This window comes from Paenibacillus sp. UMB4589-SE434 (genome assembly GCF_030226685.1).
Classification (GTDB): domain Bacteria; phylum Bacillota; class Bacilli; order Paenibacillales; family Paenibacillaceae; genus Paenibacillus_B.
The window spans coordinates 91518-113311 of record NZ_JASOYK010000009.1 but is presented as its reverse complement, the minus strand read 5'-3'; the positions used below and the strand labels follow the sequence as shown (position 1 = coordinate 113311).

The 21794-nt window shown below is 44.8% G+C and carries 19 protein-coding genes; 2 read left to right on the top strand and 17 right to left on the bottom strand.

Going from position 1 to position 21794, the window contains the following annotated elements:
- The first annotated feature begins 232 nt into the window (after positions 1 to 232).
- Entirely contained in the window at positions 233 to 2260 is a 2028-nt protein-coding gene (locus QP775_RS22910) for a methyl-accepting chemotaxis protein (RefSeq protein ID WP_285109094.1), read from the top strand.
- 59 nt (positions 2261 to 2319) lie between these two features.
- Here QP775_RS22910 and QP775_RS22905 read toward each other — a convergent pair whose 3' ends face one another.
- Together QP775_RS22905 and QP775_RS22900 are read right to left on the bottom strand one after the other, a co-directional pair.
- Positions 2320 to 3408, bottom strand: coding sequence for an MBL fold metallo-hydrolase (locus QP775_RS22905; RefSeq protein ID WP_285109093.1), 1089 nt, complete (start codon positions 3406 to 3408; stop codon positions 2320 to 2322).
- 78 nt (positions 3409 to 3486) lie between these two features.
- Positions 3487 to 4242: a class I SAM-dependent methyltransferase gene (locus tag QP775_RS22900; RefSeq protein WP_285109092.1), complete on the bottom strand. Its 756-nt coding sequence runs from the start codon at positions 4240 to 4242 to the stop codon at positions 3487 to 3489.
- 215 nt (positions 4243 to 4457) lie between these two features.
- Here QP775_RS22900 and QP775_RS22895 point away from each other — a divergent pair, with 215 nt between their 5' ends.
- Positions 4458 to 5765: a hemolysin family protein gene (locus QP775_RS22895; protein WP_285109091.1), complete on the top strand. Its 1308-nt coding sequence runs from the start codon at positions 4458 to 4460 to the stop codon at positions 5763 to 5765.
- A 79-nt stretch (positions 5766 to 5844) separates the two neighbouring features.
- On the opposite strand, the gene QP775_RS22890 is transcribed toward QP775_RS22895, so the two are convergent.
- From QP775_RS22890 to QP775_RS22820, 15 genes are all read right to left on the bottom strand, one after another.
- Positions 5845 to 7209, bottom strand: a complete 1365-nt coding sequence (locus QP775_RS22890; protein WP_285109090.1) for a uracil/xanthine transporter — start codon at positions 7207 to 7209, stop codon at positions 5845 to 5847.
- 796 nt (positions 7210 to 8005) lie between these two features.
- Positions 8006 to 8458 carry an ArpU family phage packaging/lysis transcriptional regulator gene (locus QP775_RS22885; protein ID WP_285109089.1) on the bottom strand — a complete coding sequence of 151 codons (453 nt, stop codon included), beginning with the start codon at positions 8456 to 8458 and terminating at the stop codon, positions 8006 to 8008.
- Between the two features lie 223 nt (positions 8459 to 8681).
- Entirely contained in the window at positions 8682 to 9131 is a 450-nt protein-coding gene (locus tag QP775_RS22880) for a phage holin family protein (RefSeq protein ID WP_239332599.1), read from the bottom strand.
- 175 nt (positions 9132 to 9306) lie between these two features.
- On the bottom strand, positions 9307 to 9453 hold the full coding sequence (locus QP775_RS22875) for an XkdX family protein (RefSeq protein WP_239332597.1): 147 nt from the start codon (positions 9451 to 9453) through the stop codon (positions 9307 to 9309).
- A 151-nt stretch (positions 9454 to 9604) separates the two neighbouring features.
- Positions 9605 to 9976, bottom strand: a complete 372-nt coding sequence (locus QP775_RS22870) for a hypothetical protein (RefSeq protein WP_285109088.1) — start codon at positions 9974 to 9976, stop codon at positions 9605 to 9607.
- Between the two features lie 12 nt (positions 9977 to 9988).
- A complete protein-coding gene (locus tag QP775_RS22865; RefSeq protein WP_285109087.1) occupies positions 9989 to 12553 on the bottom strand; it encodes a hypothetical protein in 2565 nt (854 codons plus the stop codon).
- Between the two features lie 11 nt (positions 12554 to 12564).
- Positions 12565 to 15000 carry a hypothetical protein gene (locus QP775_RS22860; RefSeq protein WP_285109086.1) on the bottom strand — a complete coding sequence of 812 codons (2436 nt, stop codon included), beginning with the start codon at positions 14998 to 15000 and terminating at the stop codon, positions 12565 to 12567.
- A 34-nt stretch (positions 15001 to 15034) separates the two neighbouring features.
- Positions 15035 to 15394, bottom strand: a complete 360-nt coding sequence (locus QP775_RS22855) for a hypothetical protein (RefSeq protein WP_239332591.1) — start codon at positions 15392 to 15394, stop codon at positions 15035 to 15037.
- Positions 15395 to 15580: 186 nt separating this feature from the next.
- Positions 15581 to 16246: a YmfQ family protein gene (locus QP775_RS22850; protein WP_285109085.1), complete on the bottom strand. Its 666-nt coding sequence runs from the start codon at positions 16244 to 16246 to the stop codon at positions 15581 to 15583.
- The gene (locus tag QP775_RS22845; protein ID WP_285109084.1) at positions 16243 to 17298 is read right to left on the bottom strand and encodes a baseplate J/gp47 family protein; all 1056 of its coding nucleotides are present in this window, start codon (positions 17296 to 17298) and stop codon (positions 16243 to 16245) included. The genes QP775_RS22850 and QP775_RS22845 overlap by 4 nt, the downstream gene beginning before the upstream one ends.
- Positions 17291 to 17719 (bottom strand): DUF2634 domain-containing protein, encoded by a 429-nt coding sequence (locus QP775_RS22840; RefSeq protein ID WP_285109083.1) that lies wholly within the window; start codon positions 17717 to 17719, stop codon positions 17291 to 17293. Before QP775_RS22840 ends, QP775_RS22845 begins: the two co-directional genes overlap by 8 nt.
- On the bottom strand, positions 17719 to 17979 hold the full coding sequence (locus tag QP775_RS22835) for a DUF2577 family protein (protein ID WP_285109082.1): 261 nt from the start codon (positions 17977 to 17979) through the stop codon (positions 17719 to 17721). The genes QP775_RS22840 and QP775_RS22835 overlap by 1 nt, the downstream gene beginning before the upstream one ends.
- A gap of 11 nt (positions 17980 to 17990) precedes the next feature.
- Positions 17991 to 18968 (bottom strand): XkdQ/YqbQ family protein, encoded by a 978-nt coding sequence (locus QP775_RS22830; RefSeq protein WP_285109081.1) that lies wholly within the window; start codon positions 18966 to 18968, stop codon positions 17991 to 17993.
- A gap of 14 nt (positions 18969 to 18982) precedes the next feature.
- On the bottom strand, positions 18983 to 19660 hold the full coding sequence (locus tag QP775_RS22825) for a phage baseplate protein (protein ID WP_285109080.1): 678 nt from the start codon (positions 19658 to 19660) through the stop codon (positions 18983 to 18985).
- 15 nt (positions 19661 to 19675) lie between these two features.
- Positions 19676 to 21787 (bottom strand): phage tail protein, encoded by a 2112-nt coding sequence (locus QP775_RS22820; protein ID WP_285109079.1) that lies wholly within the window; start codon positions 21785 to 21787, stop codon positions 19676 to 19678.
- Between the last annotated feature and the right edge of the window lie 7 nt (positions 21788 to 21794).

Below are 21794 nucleotides of genomic sequence, written 5' to 3'. Positions count from 1 at the left end.
ACCTATAACCTTTGTAGCCTTCATACAACGAATCTGTTTGATGCCCAAAAAGCATTATCAGGTTCGTTTTTTATTTTATTAATACTTATGAACATATTTTTAAATGAAAATACAACCATTTATGTCATAAATATATCATTCATAATTAGCAGGATTATTACGATATGAATACGACGGGGCTGTAGGCAAACAGTCAAAACAAGCAGCATCATTTTCGGAAGGAGTTTACAGATTGGATAAGTTAAGTAAGTGGTTTAGACTAAATTCTTTGAAAAAACAGCTTATATTTACGTTTGGAGGGCTGCTGATCGTATTATGTATCGGTTTGACAGCAACCTCTTACCTTGAAGCGAAGAAAGAGCTGGAGTTGTCAGCAGAAGCGATGCTTCCCCAGCTTGCCAAACAATCGGCCATGCGTTACAACGATGCATTAAATAACAAGCTGAGCTTCCTCATTACGATGAGTGGCATGAACGGGGTTAACGAGTTTAAGCAAGGTGTGTCCAAATCATTGTTAAAACAATTGGAGCACCATTTTCATTTGGAAGAAGCTAATGGCTGGGGAATCGCTGACCAAAGTGGTCTTAATAGGTTTGGAACAGAGGTTGGCTCAAACATCGCACAGCGTGATTACTTTATGACCGCTAAGACCGGAAGCCCAGCAACTTCTGACGTGTTAATCTCTCAGGTAGACAACAAGACACTTATTATCGTATTTGCAGTTCCGCTGTATCACGATGGTGCTGTTAACGGCGTAATCTGGATGGAGCATAAGGCGGATCGATTGAGTCGTATCGCCAATGACATGAAAGTTGGCGAGACAGGTCGAGTATTTATTGTCGACAAAGATGCTAACGTTGTAGCGCATGAAGACATTAATATGGTATACAACCGTATAAATCTGATCCAAGCAGGTGCACAGGACGCCAAGCAGGCAGGCCTCGCAGAGATTACCAAGCGGATGATTGCAGGTGAGACAGGTAATGGCAAGTATACATATGAAGGAGAGACCAAGCTTGTCGGATTCTCACCTATTCCGCTGACTGGCGGTTCAGCCGGCATCTATATGCACGAAGATGAGCTGCTAAGCGGTGTGACGAAGATGCAAAGGGATTTGGTCATTGGTTCCATTATTTTTATCGCGTTTGGCATAACATTAGTCCTGTTATTCTCGAATCGATTAACTGGGGCATTCCGTATGATAAGCAGTAACTTTAATGCGATTTCCAAAGGACGACTGAATACACAAGTTAATGAAGCTATCTTAAAACGCAACGATGAACTTGGCGCCCTTGGTGGCATGCTCGTTAATATGCAGCAGTCCTTAAGACAGCTGATTGGGACAGTGCAGCAGCAATCTCGCGAGATCGATGATGCTTCTGTTCAGCTAAGCCAAGCTGCCCAAGAAATGTGTGTCGCATGCGATACGGTCTCTACTTCTATTCAAGATGTAGCAGGCGGTGTGGGCGCACAGACCGAAGACCTGGTCAGCATTAGTGATACCTTATCCAGTTATGGTCAAAGACTGGATGAAATGTCCAATTCCGTCTCTGTTATTGATCAGAGCGGCAAACAAATACACCAACTTGCCGATGGCAGCCGTACAAATATGAATAAACTCGAAACTTCCGTGCACGATATGCAGCGAGCATTCGAAGCCTTTATTCAGAACATCGTGGTGTCAAACGAAAACTTTAAGCGAATTCATCGCATTACCGATACGATGAATGAGATCGCAGAACAGACGAATTTGCTCGCACTTAATGCTGCCATCGAATCCGCACGCGCAGGGGAAGCAGGCAAAGGCTTTGCCGTTGTAGCAGATGAAGTACGCAAGCTGTCGGAGCAATCTCGTGAGTCCGCACGTGCTATCGCTATGCTCATTCACGGTGTATCCCACGATGCAGCTGAGATGCTAAATACTGCTCAAGTGATGCAGAGTGCTGTAACAGAGCAGCGCCAAGATGTGGACACGGCCATCGTATCGTTCCAGCATATTATCGAGGCACTGGAGTATATCACACCGCAGTTGGATGCGGTGAACCAGGCTGCCATCGTCATTAATCAAGAAAAAGACGATATCCTGAGCCGCGTAGAAGCAAGTTCTGCGATTGCGGAAGAAATATCCGCGTCTTCAGAAGAAATTGCAGCAACATCCGAGGAAACGGCGGCCGCGTCTGAGGAAGTACTTGGAACAGCCGAAGGACTTACGCTGATGACACGACATATGATGGACGAGATTAACAAGTTTAAATTGTAGCAGACATTATATATTCCCTTATAAATTTCATTTGTAATGAACAAACAGCCCCTGCATCCTTAATCGGATGCGGGGGCTGTTGCTTTCCACACGGTAACCTTGTCCACTTGCCGAGTAGTCACTTGTTTGCGCCACTGCAACTCAGTCAAGTGAGCCAGCGTCTCACCCATAGCAAAACGGAACTGATGGATGGTAAGCCGTTCAATTGACCCGAAAAGCTGGGAACAAAGCTCTTGGGCAGTCTGTTCTGTGACAAGCATAGCTCGCAGTTCTGTTAGACGCTGCTCGTGGTGACCAAGAAGATCCTCAATTCGGCTGTGAAAGTAAACAAAAGGATGTCTATGACCAGGCAATACAAGTACAGCGTCAAGTTGTGCCAGCCGTTCTAACCCTAGCAAGAAGTGATGCAGGGGCTCAGGATCACTTCCTGGCATGTAGCTGACGTTAGGCGATATTTGGGGTAGAACGTGATCTCCGGCAAGTAAAACCCGACACTGCTCGTTATAGAAGCTGAGATGACCCGGTGCATGCCCATGCGTCTCTATTACCTGCCACTCCCGACCACCAAATCGAACAATCTCGCCATCCCCCACCAAAGTGACCTGCGGAAGTGGGGATACGAGCGGGATAAAGCTGTCCATGTGTTCGCCAACAAGCTCGCTTACTTGTTGTGATACGCCGTGCTGCTGAAGCAGCCGCTGCATCTCGGCAGTCATTGTCTGCCCTGCTCCCCATAACATCTGGGCATGCTTCCAGCCGATCTCCGACATCAATACGGGAACCTGAAATCGCTGCTGCAGCCAGCCTGCTAAGCCAAGATGATCCGGGTGATAGTGCGTGAGCACAATACACGCTACTCCCCCTTGATTCAGATTCATTTGTACGATAATCTGCTCCCAGACCAACTCCGCTGCGGCTGTACGCAGACCAGGGTCCACCAATGTCCAGCCCTCTGCTTGATCATAGATGGCATAGGCGTTTACCCAGCGCAGCGAGAACGGCAGTGGAATACGAATCTGATATATAGCGCTGGCGTCGTTGACTCCATCCTCGTTCCAGACCGTAATCGACCAATTTTCGCCTTCTGCCCACGTCTGGCTTGTATAATCTTGCTTTGCGAGTTCCCCTACAAGATTGGACTCCGACATTTAGATGCCTCCATCTCATGTGAACGTTACTGGATCTGCAGTCTGAGCTAGGTGTTAGTTTGACTTATAACGAATGCCTTATAGCTTGCGTCCGACTAGGATGAGACGGGTGGATCGCTCTGCATCGTATTCTGAACCTTCATAATCTCCATACACATGGTCCAGCATCAGGCCTGCGTCAGCAATCATACGCCTGAATGCAAGCAAACCGTACAGCTTCACACGCTCGTTATAATGACGTGTGGTCTCCTCTACGGACTGTTGTTTATCCTGCGTAATCGTAGTTAATTTAATATTCTTTTTCACACATCCATCTTCAATCATTCGGGTCTCTTGAATAAGTGTGTTCCCGTCTACGCGCTCTGATTGGCGCACCAAGTGTTGTTCCACGTAAGCTGCGTTCAGAAAATCAATGATAAAAGGACACCCGGTTCGCAATACACGCGCAATCTCAGTGATTACTTGTGCATTGTCTGCATCCTCTTCAAAGTAGCCAAACGACGTAAATAAGTTCACAACAGCGTCAAACGGGCCTTCTAAAGGCACGCGTCTCATATCTCCTCGTACAAACGTAACGGATCCTTTCCCATCATGAAGCCGCGCTTCCCTAAGCAGTACTTCAGACAAATCCATTCCCGTTACCTGGTATCCGGCTTCCGCCAGAGCTACAGAATGTCTGCCCATACCGCAGCACAGATCAAAAATATGCGCCCCTTGTGGAAGCTGCAGCCAATTCACCATACGGTGCACCTCTTCTGCCGCCCCTTGCATGTCTCGATGCTTGTACACAAGTAAATAGTCCTCACCGAAACTTTGTTCATACCATGCCGGCATGTTTGGCTCATCCTCCTATATGGTTAAGTCTATATGTAGGTATACGCCTTCTATTCTAACGGTTGCAATCGCATTTGTTAACCTTTGTGTCCAGAATAACGAATAATGGCAGCCCGCGATGGAGCACTCTAAGAGAACAGGAATTACGCAGATACCATGATTCGCAGTATCCACTACTCGCTTCTGCATCTATCTAAGTTTGGAGGTGAACGTTCTTGCTTTGGAACATCTTACTCGTATTTTCACTGATCGCACTTACCTCCTTCTTTGTGGCGACAGAATTCTCGATCGTCAAGATGCGTTCTTCCCGTGTGGATCAGCTGGTGCTGGAGGGGGTGCCTAACGCAATTGAAGTTCAGAGGATCGTTACCCAGATGAACAGCTATTTGTCTGCCTGTCAACTTGGCATTACTATTGCTTCACTTGGCCTGGGCTGGCTTGGCGAGCCCACTTTCGTACGACTGCTCCAGCCGTTGTTTGATTCCTTGGCCATACCAACCCCCGTTTCACGGGTCATCTCGTTTGCGGCGGGATTTACACTCGTCACCTACATATCGGTCGTATTAGGCGAACTGGCGCCAAAAACGATTGCTTTGTATGAAGCGGAAATTCTTGTACTTAAATTTGCCAAACCAATTATATGGTTTTACCGTGTGATGTATCCGTTTATTTGGATGCTGAACAGCTCGGCTAACGCAATCGTGCGCCTATTCGGATATAAATCAACCAACGAACATGAGGCTGCACATTCAGAGGAGGAGATTCGCATCATTCTCTCTGAGAGTCTGGAACGCGGGACCATCACCAAGACGGAATTTGGATACGTAAATCGCATTTTTAATTTTGATGATCTGTCTGCTAAAGAGATTATGATTCCGCGCACAGATATGGTATGCCTTTATAAAAATAAATCCATGCAGGAAAATGTCCGTGTCATCAAGCGCGAGCAGTATACCCGCTTCCCAGTGGCAGATGAAAACAAAGACCATATCATAGGTCTTGTGAATACGAAGCAATTGTTTCTGGAAGCCGATCATGATCTGAATTATCCATTTCATCGGTTAATAAGACCCATTATCAGTCTACCGGAATCAATACCAATTAAAATCGTGCTTCGTCGGATGCAGCAGGAGCATATTCATATGGCTATTTTACTGGATGAATATGGTGGCACAGCAGGGTTGATCACCATTGAAGACATCTTAGAGGAGATTGTTGGAGAAATTCGAGACGAATTTGATGACGAAGAAGTGCGAGAGATTGCTACTCTGCACGAAGGGCATTACTTGATCGAAGGGCGAACACCACTATCACATGTGAATCATACAACAGGTTTGCACCTGGAGAGTGAGGATGCAGATACGATCGGGGGCTGGCTATATAGTCGGAATCCGGAACTTCGATCAGGGCAATCCTATGTATATGAAGGTATGCAGTTTACGGTCAAACGGAAAGACCGGCATCGAATTAAAATGGTAGAACTTAAATTAGCAAGGCTCGATTCTACAAGTCAAGCGGAATAGAGATAGAAAAAGCCAGGAAGAGCGCCCCACGCAATCGTGTGGGAACATGCTCACCCCGGCTTCATGAAAATGCCGTCTGCTACGCACTTACCTGTTTCTCAGCGGCAGAGGCGGCAGCTTGAGAAGACTGCTTGCCGTCTGCGCGATCCTGCTCCTCAATACGATCCCACGGCACGATCCGATCAAATATCAACGTAATCATCATGCCCAGCAGCAAGCCGTTGGAAATCAAAGGACGGATCAAGGCAGGAAATTGTACCCATACTGTATTCGGCATCGTCATCCACGCCAATCCGATGAAGAGTGGCAGTGCTACACGGTAAATTGATCGACTCGTAAACGATATTCCCTCCAGCTGTTTAAGTGATGCACCTAACATGCTTAGATATGCAACAAATAGTACCGCATTGCCAACTGTGAGCGGTAACGCTGAGAACATCTCAGCCAACTGCGGTACAAAGCCGAACACCATCATCATGACAGCTCCGATGATATATGGAAGTCGGTTTAGTATCCGCGACGCTTGCAAAAATCCAATCGAAGACGCAAACGTCGAGTACGGGACAACGCCGAACAATCCTGCCAGCATATGCATAATCCCGGTGACAACAAAAGCTCCGCTGTATTGTCTTGGTGTCGCTTCTTTACGATAAATGACGGCCGCTCCTTTTAAGGTAGCCATTGAATTAGCCATATTCAGCAGACCCGTCACATAAGCTACGCCGATAACACCTAAGTTAAGACTATGTTCCGTCGGACTTCCCCATGTGAACAGCTTCCATAGGCTGCCACCCTCTTCCATCGGCTGCACACGTGCATCAAATAGTAAGGCATAGGCAATCCAGCCCACAATAATCCCAATTAAGACTGAGAAGTTACGCAGCTTTTTCGGTCCGAATAAATTAAATAACAGCAAAAACACGATAATCGCAAAACTGAGCAGTGCGATATTTGGTGAGATCTCTGGACTATCGTTTAGTCCGAGCATGCCTTTCGAGAAAATAATCATGAGCTGTGAACCAATAAGCAGCAAAATAACAAACATTACATTCGGGTTAAACCAAGGTCTTAATTTGTCAGCAACACCAAATAGACCAAGCAATATTATCGTGACACCCGCCAGCACGATCCCTACAGCCAAGCTGGCCCCTAACTCGGGCAGCGTTATACCCATCGTGGGTGCTGATGCGCACAAACTGATAATAACTCCCCACCACAAACCGGCCTGTCCTTCCATTAGCACCCATTTATGTCCCCACAGCACCTGCATTAAACAAGCAGCACCTGTTAAAATAAAGGAGCGCTGCATCATTAATGCTACATCAGCCGCACCGAGTTCAAATGCATGGCCAATGGTCAGTGGAATTACAATTGTGTTTGCAAACATAAAAAACAACCATTGAATGCCAGCGAGCGCCGTCTTCAAGGTTCCTTGCCGTTCCATTATGAATCACCCTTCCGCTTCTACCTAGACGTTACATCATTATGTCACAGGTAAAAATACGACACAACAAGGTTGAGAATCCATAATAGGCACTTAGAGGCTGATAATGTTCACTTATGAGCCTTTCTATCGTTTTCTCTGTGCCTTACGATAAGACTGGAACTTCATAAACAGGCAGTCGGGACTTTGCCGTCGCTGTACGGAACAGCCTATTTCAGAACACCGTCGACTATCTTGTCTTTATCTCTTACATAAACATCACATTAACTTCTGACAATACGCGATATAGAACAATTTGAGAATAACCTAGATATTTTTACTTTTTTTTAAATAACCACAGCACTTAAACGATTATTTTTATTATTGCAACCTTTTAAACGTTAGGGATTGGATAGGAGAATGCTGGGGATAAAGATTGTAATCATCTAGTAAGTGGTGGGGACTTACTTCTATTATGAAAAAACCAAGAGGCTGAACTGTGATGCTGCGCAACATGTCACCTGACCCTATGAGTGCATTGGGCGATGCCTAGTATCGCCTTTTCCTTATAAATGTCTACATCTAAAAAGGGGAATTTATACTTTGTGCAGATAACTTAATCATCACGGATGATAAATGTGAGGAAATTACTTCTGTGTTCAATAAAACTACGGATACCATTTCAAAGAGTTATGCTGCTTCAGTTCAGTTCCTGAGTAGTCGCATGTCACCATCATTACGCCTAGCTGCACAAGACCGGACGATTCATATGAGCCGGCCTGTGCGGACGCGTTATTCTATAAGTTGTCAGAGCGTATTATGTAACGGCAAATACCTGCACATTAAGTGAAATCGCAAGCTTAGATACAGCCCGCCACTTTAACTTGTAATAACTATATTCCGTTAGCGGCGGATCAAATGTGAAGTTGTACACCTGATAATCGTATACATCATCATCCTTCAAATATCGATCCGTTATTAATTGGCGTTCCTTGTCCGGAAGCCGTGATACAGCCTTCTCGACACGCTCGCAAAAAGCACGCATCTTCTCCGGTATATCAACGTTATCCGCGGCAATATCTCCTGTCTGATCGGAGATACGGTTCGTCTCTCCGTGAACACGAGCAGTATATGAAGATGTAAGTCTGGTCTCTCTCACCTCATAGCCAATCTGCTTGTACATACGATACTTCTCAAATACTGCTTCAACATTTCTACGTGTGGCTTCTTTGTCCATCTCAGGAAGGTCAAAAAATACGTCACATAGCATCAAAACACCGCCTTGTTCACTTCTTCTGTAATGTCCGCTGCTAACATTGATTAGCTGGTCTTGGAGCAGATCAGGTCATGCCTATCGCCTCTCCTTAATGAGAAGAAACAGTCAGCCTCTCTTCCGAGAGGCTGCAAAAAATGAGGAGAAGTAAGTCATGATAGTGGCCCTGTTCTTATTATATAGGAACATACGTTCTTATTCAAGAGGATTGTTTGGGATATTATTTATTTTTTCTTTTACTTTGTGGCTTATCACGTAGAAGGTTACGAGGATTGTCACCCTTTCCCTGTAAAATGGCGATAGCCTGTCTAATTGCCGGAGGAATGGGTGCCCCCATGCTGCCCCCATTTTCAACGATGGACAGCAGTTCGTTAGCGATATAAAAAAAAGCAATCATATCCCTGAACATATGGGCATCGCCCAGAATGCTATCTACTAGATGGCCGACGGATACCATAGCAAACATGTACGCTTTCCTTGCTATGCCTATCAAGCCAGTTCGACTCACCAGTTTCCCAGCAAATGCTGCGGCCCCTACTCCTGAGACATAATCTATACATGCAAGCGCTGCCAATACACCAATGACGGAAGACGTTTCGCCAAACAAATAAGCTATCGCACTGGATGCAGCCGCCACGATCCATTTTAGCAGAATATCGAAGCGCTCCATATTTCATGCCTCCTTAAATGAACATGAGCTTGAGAATGACATTGTCCATGCTCAAGCTCATATGTTCGAGTATGACAAGCTGTCTTGCTACTGCAGAATTATGTTTTGGCGGATTCGTTATTAAGCTTGCCTTGCAGTACCTCTTTGTGTAAACACCCCATCCATGTGAGTCTAACTACACCCCTTCAAATGTAATGCCTGTAATGTCAGCATATTGTTCCTGGGTAATCTCACCAGACGGATTTATATCCGTCTTCACTACCCGACGTAATATTTCCGCACTGATCCAGTTGAGGTTGTATGCATGTTTCCAAAATTCCATGAGTTTTGCTCCTTTCATATGGTTATGTGTTAATATGTTGCGAGCCCCTTTTGTACCTTTACAAAAGGGGTTCAAACTCCGTTTATAAATTACTGAAAACTACAGCCCTGCACAGGTAGTAACTCTTTTGTAAATCCTCCATCCCTAACCATTAGCCGTGCTTCACCTGTATCAGTTCTTGTTTAAGAGCTTGAATTTCGTTTTGCTGCTGTATGGCTTTCAGCTTTAATTGCACCAGCTCTCGTCCAATAACCTCTGTATCTGTTATTGTCGCTGCATTATTTTGCAGCGCATTAATTTCCTCCTGCTGCATACCTTCCATCCATACAGCAAGCTTAAAGTCCCAACGTGGTTTGTATAATCCCGCTGGCACTTCAACAGCAACGATATGACCGGTAAGCATCTGCTGTTCAGAACTCGCTGCTTCGGATCCCATGACAGGAAAAACGCCTGTCACGGAATCCGCAACAAGCGTTGGTTCGACGTAGAATCCGTCAATATTAACTTTTATCGCTTCTTTCATTAGGACTCCTCCTCAGCTAATGTCAAATGTAATCCCATCCAAACAGATTGAGTTTGAGGGACCCATTTCAATGATTACTGTTCCATCTGGGTGAACACAAATGTATCTGCTCGAAACAGTAAAATCGTTTACTGTGAGATAGGTTGAAGTCTTCGGGCGGTATCCCTCAGGTAATACAAACGCAGGTATATTGAGTCCCACACTCCCTGAGGCAAGGCGCCCTTTGAGCTTCACAACATCATGAATCTTTCTATATCCCACTGGCAGGTGTTCGAATGCTGTCCATCCATTTAACAATGTCGGTTTAACCCATTGCGGAGTATCTGTTACACTTGAATAGTTTTCAATTACAGTTAAACGCCGTTCCATGTCGCCCGTTTGTTGCACTAGATTAGACACTGTTCCTCGAAGACTGCTTGATAAAGCTGTTTCAATGATTGGAGTTACACTAGGTGTCAAGGACACATAGGTAGCCCAGTACGTTTTTTTAGGATTATAACCTTGTATTAATGTTCTAAACTTTTCTTGACCTGCAGGATTGATGGCAGAAGTATACCAGTTGAGATCTTGCTTTCCATTAACCGAGATATACAACGCTTTTTTGATATCCTGTTTCAAAGGTGAATTGATATCTCCAATCGCGGCGGCTGTATCCGTTGTTAATACGGAATAAACTCTTTCCGAGAGTACTAAACCAGAGCCTGCTTCTACCATGTTAGCACCCTTGAACAGAGTCGCCCCTATTTCGTAGTTCTTAATCTCTTCAATGGTTGGAACAAGTTTAAGATATTGAAGTTTATAGCCCCTATAATTGTAAGGATTAATTGATGTAGGGAGTGTTCCTACACCACTTCCACTAACTACTGTGCCATTGGCATACATAAAAGGTGTTCCTTTTCCACAATAAATAGCACTCCATCCCTTTGTTCCTTCTCCGTTAAAAGGTTCCAAAGTACTATTCCATGATTCTTGTGTTGTCATACGCCAGCCCATAAAATATGCTTTAACTTCGTCAACTGAAGGTGTGTAACTTTCCCCCCAACCGCTGTTGACGTTACTAATTCCTACATATAAATGTCCCGTTTCTGGTTGAAAGATAAACGTATCCGGGGTTATGACATGACCATCTGGTTTTAGTTGGCTGCCATCGTGCTTGACACCAAACATATGGTAGATTGATTCTGTACTAGAATGGATCGGAACATAATTTTTAATTCGCACCTGTTTTACACCTGCTGCAAAACTACTAAATTGCCATGGTTCCGAACCATCAAGCGTTACTTTTTCCCACTTCTCAAGCAGCTTAGGTGTCCCATCATCACTAATAAATAACTTATCTGCATTACTTCCATCTATCGGATGTGCAGCTAATTCACATTCTGCTGCCCATAAACTTTGTCCGTGTGGTGTAAATGAATTAGTTTCTGCATCAACTGCAAGCATAGGATTTGAATAACTGTAAGTCCCTATGCCACCAGCAGCCAATATAAACGATGCCCTGACAGCCCCTACTGGAGCTTTGACAGAAGATCTTATTACGCCATTACCTGATGGCTTCACATCGTTAAAACCAAGCGATGTACCTGAATGATCAAGAAATTCTAATGTCATATAAGGTGTAACACTTGCAGAAATATATCCACCAACTGTGCAAGAATAAGTATAGGTTTGATTGGCTAATACGGGAAACGTGTAATAACCCACCCTTGACCATTCTGCCTTCGTAGTTGCTTGAATAACATAGGAATCGTGTAAGATTGTAATGGGATCTAGAAACCATTGCGTAAATGCTGGGACCAAATTAGATCCCGTAATCTTTGCATACGGATTATTTATATTAGTCATTCCATTCACAAAAGGAAACCGCTCTTCAATCTCCTCTAGAGCTAAAGATCTAAATGCAGTATAAGTATTATCTGCCACCGCGTATACTCTAGCTTTTTTAATGAATACTTCGTCACCGCTCTTTCCTTGTACCACAACTGAAAAATGTACGGGGTTAGCACCAGACAGCTTACCTTTATCCACCATGATCACATGCGGCTTAAATGTAGAAGATACGACGCTCGTGAACACTTCATTTCCGTTTTCCTCAATTAATCTTATTCTGGCAGTACTAGTCGACTTCACTTCTGCAATAACTATATAGTTCCGAGTCGGATCATACGGTACTCTGTGAAATGCGTCTGTTACGGTTGCCCCCTGAGGGATCACTGAGCTAATTGATTCTCCATCAGTTGTTAATCCGTTTCCTGTCCATCTGTTTGTACAGATGCCCTCCCCGTCAAACCCCAATAAGTTTATGAGTGTACGTCCATTAATTGCCTTTACATTGAATGGAGTATCTCTTGGAACACTAACCTTTTGCAGTTTCTCTTTTAATTCAATGGCTATCACAGGAGTCTCTTCAAGCTCTGGTCTGATGACATCCATTACTTCTTTTCTAATATCATTGTTCACTGCACGAAGGGTACCAATCGCACTATCAATTGTCTCCCACTGCTCATTAAAATGTTCCCTACGAACATAGTCATTGGAATCAAATTTATTCAAACCGTTCGGTAATTTATGAACCATACTCAACCTCCTTACTGTTTAGCTAAAAATGAAATACCATCAAGCCCTAGATAACCGTTATATCCTTGCACAAAAGTCATTTTACCATCAGTACTAATTTCTACACGAGAGAGGTTCTGCATAGTCCCATTGCTGCTAGCTGGGAAGTAGTTCAATCTATTAGCTGGAGTGTATCCTTTTGGTAGAATGAATATTTCCGTACCTATTAGTCCACCCTTTACAAACCCACGTAAATATACAATCCCATTATCATCCGTACAATAAGCAGCATCAGAATAACCCTCGCCAAAATTTACCCAACCTGACAACAATGTAGCTTTTATCCACTGTGATATTCCTTTTGTAGATGTTTGATTCTCCAATACATTTATTCTGCGTTCAGCCCCACTCATCCAATCATGTACATCTGAAATAGAACCTCGTATATTAGCTGACAATGACCCATATATAGGTACTTGGAGAGCAGGTGACAGCGATAAGTAGGTTACTTGATACATAGCTGATGAATCAAAATGATGTTGAGCACATGAAGCATTTACAATACCATAATCAATGTTGACATCCGAAGCATACAAATTCCAAGAGTAGTCCTGAATCTGGTTTTTATATATAGCTACGATATTCTCAATCAAATCATCAGTTTTATTTCCCAGCCCTCGAGAATGCACATAATACTGATTCCATTCCCCTTTCATTGGGGTAATCTGTTCCCGTAGTTTGATCCCCGAACCTACTTCAATGAGATTAGCTCCCGAAGACAAGACTGATCCTGTCTCATAATTCTGTACAGCTTCAATAGTAGCTAGGATTTTCAAATACTGCATTTGGTAAGGTGTCCAGCTGCTAAACCTTGTGTAACTAAATTTCGATACAGGCTGTGTTGGAGTACTTTCCAAATAAAATGAGCCAGTATTTCCGTGAATACCGTCAAGCGGAACCCATGCTTTGGTCCCCGTTCCATCATACAAAGTATTGGGATTACCCGAACTGCCTTCACACATCTTCCACCCTAAGAAAAATGCGTTTATATCACTATCCGACGGTGTGTATTTGTCACCCCATCCACTATCTTTTGAGCTTATTCCTAGCCCTAGAAACGGAGCCTTCTCACCCCAATCCCTAATACTATAACAGTCCACGCTACCCGAAGGTGCTCCGCTTCTTAGCAATGTACCATTATGTTTTGTTATAAAGGGCAAGGTGGTGATGTCAGCATCTGTAAGTAAATAATTAACCCTTACACACTTTCCACCTGGGTACGAATTATAAAATGAGTACGTAAACTTATCGTCTAACCGTATTTTTTTCCATTTTTCCAGTACGCATGGTTTAAATTCATTGTTTACGTAGAGGATGTCAGCATGACTTCCGTCCATAGGATGTGAGGCTAGTTCACACTCTGCTGCCCACATATTAAATTGTGGGGGCTGAAAAGACGCTGCAACAGTTCCAAAGGTGAGCATTGGATTCTTATACGTAAAGTTTCCACTCTTATCATTGCTAATATAAACTATTACATATTTTGCATGTAGTGGTGCTATAAGGGTCTGGCTTTGCTCGGCTGTATACCCTGATGAGTGTATAATCTTATCCTTCTCATCCTGGAATGCCAGCTGTATCAGTCCATCATGTTCACATGTAAACGTATACGCTTGTCCTGCAACACAAGGTATTTTAGGCATTCCATGCCACATATCTTTTGATGGAGCCACATTTTTTAAAACAAACGGGCTTTCGATTCTAAATATACCTTCTCTTTTAGGGACCCAATCGTAAAAAGAAGGACAGAGATTCTTTGCTTTAACAAACACATAGGGATTGATGACATTAGTGATCCCATCCACATAAGGATAAACCGACTCTACTTGTTCTAACTCGAGATGCCGAACAGCATTATAATTTATTTCAGATAGTTCAAATAGTCGGAAGCTATTCACAAATCCGTATTCATCCTTTAATGAATGTGGTGCATAAGCATATATAAATGTTTTGGCATTCTCCTTGCTTGAAGTTCTAAAAACAACATGTTTTAATTGGAAGTCTGTTGATTTATTAAGCTCTGATTCCGCTACATATTCTCCTGAAGCAGCACGAACTCCCACACCATGTAATGAATTACCGTTTCTCACATTAGCAAGTGCGATATAATACTTCCCGGGCAATACAATAGCAGATATATCCGCGTAGACGCCCATTGCATCATCATTCCTGCTAGAGAGAAATTGGATAGATTTGCGGCCCATGTTGTTATACAGCGGTTCTACCGAAACAAGCGAGGAATAATAGGGCACCCAATCTTGCAACCCCTCAAAACGACCGGAATTTCCCAACAAATTAATTAATGTCCGGCCTTGAATGCCCGATAGCTTAAACAAAGAATCTTCCTCCGCCTCCACCACCTGAACGCCCGGCTTCAGCTCCAACAACACAGGCGGCTTTTCCACCAATGGAGTGCCACCCTGCAAGGGATACAAGCCCATCCTATCTCACCCCCACAACTTGAATCTTAGGTGTTCGCTCCGAGATAACATGCAGCTCCGCACCACGTACATTCAATGTATAGCCCATACCTTCCGGTACCATGATGCAATCCGCACCATCAACGGTTGCAGCGGCACCGATGTTGACGAAGATATCACCAACTCCAAAGTTGTGGATATCAAACGCTTCGCACGTCCCCGTAAACGTCAATCGTGTACTCACCCGTGCTTCCAGCTTTATTCGTTTCACTTCCTTGGCTTCGAATCCGGTAGACTGCGACGGGACTGTAAATCCGTTGGTGCCAAGCGACTTGACGGCCCCCGCCTTATTGTTGGAATCCACAGGGAATGTAAATGTCACCGCTATCCCTCCTTCACTTATCTTTCAAACTAATATCTAATAGAACCTCAGACCGCCTCACGCAGCATGCTTCTAGATCAGCACGAGATGACCAGTGCCAATCTCGTACCTATTTGTCCCTGTTCTGGTCTGATACTCTCGTTAGAGTAACCTAAAGCGCCTTAACCAACAGATTTATCACCTGCATCAAGGTTCACCCATCGTCAACCCCACACTGGATCTAACTATAGACTGACGATGATCCAGCACTTCGGCCTGCTCCCAATCCAGTTGAAGATCGTCGAAATCGTTCCAATTTAATTGCATTTGATCCAAGTTTCCCCATGTTAAATAAGTAAACTCATATTCGATGTCCAAATGCGCAGGAATGAGTGCCCGCAGACTTGCCTGTAAATCCGCCAGATTAGGCGGAATCCCCATTTTTCCAATAAAAGTAACGACCAGTTTGTACTCGGCAGCCAACTCACGAATGCTTACTTCGCCGTTTGAATAGGATTCTGCTACATTTTTGATCACGCCTGCTGTGACTGTACCGATCCCCCGCAGCTTCGACTTGATGACTGCACGCCGCTGGTCGATCGGTTTGACAGTACTTGCCGGGATACCGCAGAATCGTTCCCACAAGTCCAGACCATAAGTAGCGGTATCCACATAAAATTGGCGCAGCAGTTCTTCTATGTCGTAGTTCAATTTCCCGAAGCGCTCTGCCTCTGCTTTCAGCAGTTGACTGTACAACGGCGATTCCAACAGGAACTCAGGGACAGATTGTCGCATTTGTTCTAAAATAATGCTGCGCTTGTCCCCTAATGATTCTGGACTTGAGACAAGACTTGTTACTCGTCCACTGCTCATAACAACTTCACCGTCCCCAGTACGGCTACCTGATCTTCCTGCAGTACAAGATTGTGGTTACCGTCATTCATCATTAATTGGTCATAATCCAACACAGCAGGGGTATCCAGCAGCACATTGGCAATCCGAGCAATTCTTACGACACGGTCTTTAAATGCCAGCTTATGCAAGTATTCCTTAATCCCCTGCTCAATCTGGGCCCGTACTTGGTCCAAGCTTCCAGCTTCAGGCGTCAGAGAGATTTGAACCTCTACATGAACAGGCACTTCTATTGCCCCTGCAACGGTAACATCGGCGCCAATCGGTCTCATCGTCTCGATGTGCCGACGCACCTCTGCAATCACCTCTATGCCAGGAGCCTGCTTATCACTGCCCAGCGCTACGATCTTCACCGTTCCAGGCCCTTGCCAGATCGGGAATACCTTGGCGTCTCCAATACCTGGAACCTCTAGCGCCCATTGTAAATAATGATCCGCATTGCCGCTTGTTGCCGGATTGCGCACTTTAGCAAGCAGACGCTGCAGCAGTTCACTATCTGGTTCCCCATCATATCCCCCTAGGGTCGGCGCAGCATTAAACACCGACTGGACGCCTGGCAGTTCCGTAATAATTGTATTAATAATAGCCGCAGGTACATTACCGGAAGATCCGGCTTCTAGTGCCTTAACGGCTGCCGATACAACTCCTGTATCGGATACAATCGCAGCGGCCTGCGTGCGGTACATCGTGCCATCCGCCGTGGCCACTATTACGCCTTTAGGAACTGCTGCCCCCGCCTTGCCCTTAAATGTGACAAACCCTTGCGCAGCCTCTGAGGTCTTGCGCTTTAAGCCATGCTCGTCTGCACGCATGTCGAGGTAACGGCCATAACTCGTCTCCGCAAATCCAATCTGTAATACACGATTCAACTGCATATAAACTTGTTCCAATTGAAGCGCTGCTGGGGATAACACGTCATACACAAATGTACCCTCACGTTTAGCTACCTGCGGCAAATGAACTGCTGTTAATAGGTCATCCATCAACTGCTCCCACGTCTTATGTTCATACATCAACATTCACCTCCCCATAGATGGTATGGACGGTTACGTTAATCCGCAGCTCATCGCCAGCAAGCAGCACATCTGGCTGCTCAATGCTTACGATATATGGATTCACGAGCAGCGCCTCGCGAATATAACGTTCGGCTTCGCTCCGTTGAATTACGGATGTAAATGCACTGCCGATAAGCGCCTCAAATTCACTGCCATAATTCCAACTGTATGCCGGATATCGATAACGATCCGTCTTTAACGTTTTATAAATCCATACTCGCAATGCATCATTACCTGCCAGCAGCAGCGGTTCACCGTTATGCATCACAAAGTCGTTAAGCTCATAGTTCCAAGCATATTCTTGGAACAAAGGCAGTTCTGTATTTTCATTACCATCTAGCCTCTGTTCTCCATCAATAAACGGAAATATGGAACCCATTACGGCCTCACCACCTTACCTAGTACGATAAATCGCTGCGAATCCTTCATGGGCATAATAGCTACCTGCGCACCTGCTGGAATATTCCGATCCAAGAGCGATTCGGCCACCCACAGATCCTCCGTGCCAAGCACAATTCCCTCCACTCGAATCTGCAGCTTGGGCGAAGGTTCCAATACTTCACCCACCATCATATAAGGCGGATTGTACTTCGCCCCCTGCTCCCGAATGTAATCGACGAACCAGGACCATTGCGACATATGCCACCTCCTTATTCCGCTGTACGTTCGTCCATCATCTTATTAAATTGCAGCTCCAGTTGAATGAGATGCTGCCCACTTTCAAAGGTGTGTGTATCACCGCTCACAAAAAAGAGGCCAGTCCTCCCCAAGATGCCATGGTTCATCATGACCATGTGTCCCGTGATCATGTCCAGTGCATCGTGTCCGCCCAATACTTGCGCGGAGGCTGTCCTCTGTATGCCATTCTGATGTTCTTTTGCCAATGTGAGATTATCTTTCTGTTCTTCTTGCTGCACGGTTGCCTGCAGCTTCCCATATTTTTGTATCCAATCTTCTTGTACAATCTGCTTGATTAACGTACCGTTCTGATCCGTCACTCGGACCGAGTTAATCATACTTTCGATATCTTCATCATATTGGGCTTCTAGCAGATTAGATGCAGAGGACATAAGCCTGTCTGCAATCACATCTCCTGAAGTTACAACTACTACCTTCCCCTCTTGCATGCGGGGGATATAGAGCTTGCCTGTCTTCTTCGATAGCTGCGTATAGGCTACCATAATAGCCTCATAAGCACTTTTTCCCATATGCACAAAGCTAATTGGGAAATCCGATTCCGGCAAGACACCAACCTGTAGATTTAATTCTTTACAGATTAGCTTCACAATGCTGCCTGCTGTCAGCTTCTCGAACTTCATTGAAATCGTTGATTTTAACAAGTAGATTAGGCCATCGTAGGCATTATAAGAAATCTCAGTCCCCGTAAGCGACTTGCCCTTGCGAAAGACGTAGCCCCGAAACAGCTCACTGTCGTCCTCCGCGTAGAGTGTCACCATTTCGCCGAGATCGATCGGAGTATTAGCGATATAATAATCGTGATCGGATACTAGAACAGACCATTCCAGCTTGCGTGCTGCTTCACTCAAGGTACCGCTCCAAGTCATGCGGGTAATGAGCTCCGTTATATTCGTCCTGTTTCCATCGCGAGAGGTATGGATAAGCTTCATCTATTCACCCCCCTTTATTTCAAATAAATCTCTCTCCACTCATGAGTGGTTAGCCAAACGTCATCCAGCACCGTCGTATTCGTCTTCTTTCCTATCCCCTTCTTCTCATTCAGCTCCTGAAGAAACTTCGCCTTCGCACCGCTGCCCCATACTTTTCGAGCAATCCAGAACCAAGTATCTCCCGGCATGACTCTATATTTAAGTGGGATCTGTTTCTCGTTCGGACGAGTCTGGCCTTGCTTCTTTACTTGCCCTTTTTGAGCCGGCACAGCACTCACAGTCGTTAAGAAGCGGTATTCTTTCAGATCTAGTGTAAATTGGACATCTTCCGGACCATGCTTCTGTGAATAGTTAAAATTCTCAATCGCCATCGCTTCATTAATGTTTAATCCCTGTCCTTGAATGATCAAACGTATTGGCTTGCCGCTGTCGCGCCATTTCTCAATCATCCGTACACATCTCTGTGGTGTGGGAAAGCTGCTGTACTGACATAGGCCATCATTGACGATTGGAAAATACGAACTAAGTGATATCGCTTTTAATCGCCTCCTGCCAATTACGTTGGCTTCGCCCAAACTGTGAATATTGACAGCAGTTAAGGTGGCACCTGTTTGCATTTCAAATGTCTGCGGCGGAACCGGGAGCCTAAGATGCTCGGCTCCGTTCTGAAATGACAGCCAAAATTGGATCATGTTATCTCACCTCTTTTAGACCATGTTAATAACTGCACCTTCCAATTCAGCACGTAGCACTTGAGCCCACTTAGCAAAGTCCGCCTCATCGCGTGCTACCGGATGGTTCAAATTAATCGTAATGCCATGACTGCCGCCGCGACCGTTCCGATATTGATTTGCCTCTTGTGCAGTCAGCACCGCCTCGTTCTTATGCAGCAGTGCGGGATAGTTGTCCCGCGGAACCGTACGTAGGCCTGCCGCATGGGGTTTGGCTGGATTACCAGGAGAATCGGGAGGCTCCCCACCAATCATCCAATCAATCAGATTGCCAAACTTGTCGCCAACCCAGTTCACAATCTTTGAAATCCCATCCATGATAGGCTCTAATAGCGTCCACAAGGTTTCAAGCATCGGTCGGAAGCTTTGGTTAAAAACAAATACGACGAGTCTAAACACATCGACAATCCCATTAAAGATCGGCTCAAAGATTCCCCACGCCGTAGATAAAATATCTTGAATAATCGGCCAAGCTTCCTGCCACGTTTGCCATAAGGAATTAAACGTATCCAATACCGTATAGATGACCGGTTGTAGAAAATCAAATACCGCACCAATCGCTTCTTGAAAGATAGGCATATTTTCCTGAATCCATCCAAACACGCTTTGGAACAAGGTCATAATCGGTGGCAGCAATGGGGTAATAAATTGTACCGCTTGTTCCACGACCTGCTGGATAATGGCGATCACTGGCTGGATTAACGGCGTAATCCAATCGATAAAACGTTTCAGATGTGAAATGACAACGGGAATGGCTTTTGCCGCAGTTGTGCCAAAATTGGTCATGAAGTCAACCATATTCCCCATGAACGGTGTTAGTTTCTTCAGTTCAGGAGCTAAATTTTTAATAAATTCATTTCCCATGCCGGCTAAGCCCGACTTGAACTTATTTTTAATGACCGTGACCATCCCGCCAGCCGTTGCCCCTAGTTTGTCAGAACCGCCGCTAAACATTTCGGTCAATCCAATCCCCTGCTGCCCTTTTATTTTGCTCCAATCCCCATTTGCGCCAGCAAGCTGATTCGGATCAACTTCAAAGCCATAGTCTTTTATATCGTAAGCGACTTTCATGCCCGATTTGCCGATCTTTAATTCATTAAGCGCACCTAGTGCGTCCTCTAGTGACTTGGCCGGATTAACGGCTACCATATCTTTGGCCAAATTAAGCATCGTCATCGCTTGAGTCGAATCTCCAGCTGACATTTTTAAAGCAGAAGCTCCTGCCTTCAACATGTCGTCAGGGTCAAACGGAGAATTAGATATATTGCTATCAAGCATTCTAAGATAATCGTCAGCTTCATTCTGAACGGTTCCAGCTGATTTCCCCGGCTGACTCGATGCCATGATGTGATTTATGGACATCCCTTGCCTTTCCCAGTCAAAAGCACTGTTCAGGGCAAAGCCAATCCCGTCTGTCAGCATCTTGTCAAACTTAATATTTTTTAAGAGGGAGTGAATGCCTTTGCTAATGCTAGCGATAGCAGACGCAGTAAGGTCCACTGCTTTAAAAAATATCGTGATCGGCTTTACCGAAATTTGAGCAATTGCTTTAGATATTTTGGCAGTTTGCACAAAGAAAGGAGCAATTACCGCTTTAAAATAAATTTTCTTCGCATCCATCTGAAGGTCTAAATGTTCTTTTACCGACTGGAACGATTGAATCATTCGAAAAGCTGCTCTCGCAGAGCTGATTTTCAAAAATCCGAATACCCCTTGAAAGCTAGTTTTAAAGTCCTGAAGTATAGGATTCATTTCTTTCTCTAACCCCATAAAACTATAAAATAGATTTTGCACAAGAGGTGGAGCATCCATATCCATTTTCGAAATCTGCTGCAAATTTTTCGTCACAAGCGTCGCTTTTTGGGATATGGCATTCATTGCCGAAACACCCGCTTCTTTTAAAACTTCAAACGGTTTTTTCGCCTCTTCTTCTTTGCCTTGCATTTTTTTAAGCTCTGCTGTCATTGATCTTTGGGTCGAGAGAATTTGTTTACTAGCCCGCTCGAACGATTCGATCATGGAAGCTGACAGATCTTGGTACTGCTTCGCCGTATCCTTGCTGAATTGCTTTGTTTTTCTGACACTCACCTATATT

What these genes read in the sequence shown, in the direction of transcription:
- QP775_RS22835 (WP_285109082.1), bottom strand. Translation starts at nt 17,979, where the DNA reads ATGTCGCAATGGTCCTGGTTCGTCGATTACATTCGGGAGCAGGGGGCG.
- QP775_RS22845 (WP_285109084.1), bottom strand. Translation starts at nt 17,298, where the DNA reads ATGTATGAACATAAGACGTGGGAGCAGTTGATGGATGACCTATTAACA.
- QP775_RS22840 (WP_285109083.1), bottom strand. Translation starts at nt 17,719, where the DNA reads ATGGGTTCCATATTTCCGTTTATTGATGGAGAACAGAGGCTAGATGGT.
- QP775_RS22865 (WP_285109087.1), bottom strand. Translation starts at nt 12,553, where the DNA reads ATGGTTCATAAATTACCGAACGGTTTGAATAAATTTGATTCCAATGAC.
- QP775_RS22905 (WP_285109093.1), bottom strand. Translation starts at nt 3,408, where the DNA reads ATGTCGGAGTCCAATCTTGTAGGGGAACTCGCAAAGCAAGATTATACA.
- QP775_RS22900 (WP_285109092.1), bottom strand. Translation starts at nt 4,242, where the DNA reads ATGCCGGCATGGTATGAACAAAGTTTCGGTGAGGACTATTTACTTGTG.
- QP775_RS22885 (WP_285109089.1), bottom strand. Translation starts at nt 8,458, where the DNA reads ATGCTATGTGACGTATTTTTTGACCTTCCTGAGATGGACAAAGAAGCC.
- QP775_RS22830 (WP_285109081.1), bottom strand. Translation starts at nt 18,968, where the DNA reads ATGAAGCTTATCCATACCTCTCGCGATGGAAACAGGACGAATATAACG.
- QP775_RS22870 (WP_285109088.1), bottom strand. Translation starts at nt 9,976, where the DNA reads ATGAAAGAAGCGATAAAAGTTAATATTGACGGATTCTACGTCGAACCA.
- QP775_RS22850 (WP_285109085.1), bottom strand. Translation starts at nt 16,246, where the DNA reads ATGAGCAGTGGACGAGTAACAAGTCTTGTCTCAAGTCCAGAATCATTA.
- QP775_RS22875 (WP_239332597.1), bottom strand. Translation starts at nt 9,453, where the DNA reads ATGGAATTTTGGAAACATGCATACAACCTCAACTGGATCAGTGCGGAA.
- QP775_RS22825 (WP_285109080.1), bottom strand. Translation starts at nt 19,660, where the DNA reads ATGATCCAATTTTGGCTGTCATTTCAGAACGGAGCCGAGCATCTTAGG.
- QP775_RS22890 (WP_285109090.1), bottom strand. Translation starts at nt 7,209, where the DNA reads ATGGAACGGCAAGGAACCTTGAAGACGGCGCTCGCTGGCATTCAATGG.
- QP775_RS22880 (WP_239332599.1), bottom strand. Translation starts at nt 9,131, where the DNA reads ATGGAGCGCTTCGATATTCTGCTAAAATGGATCGTGGCGGCTGCATCC.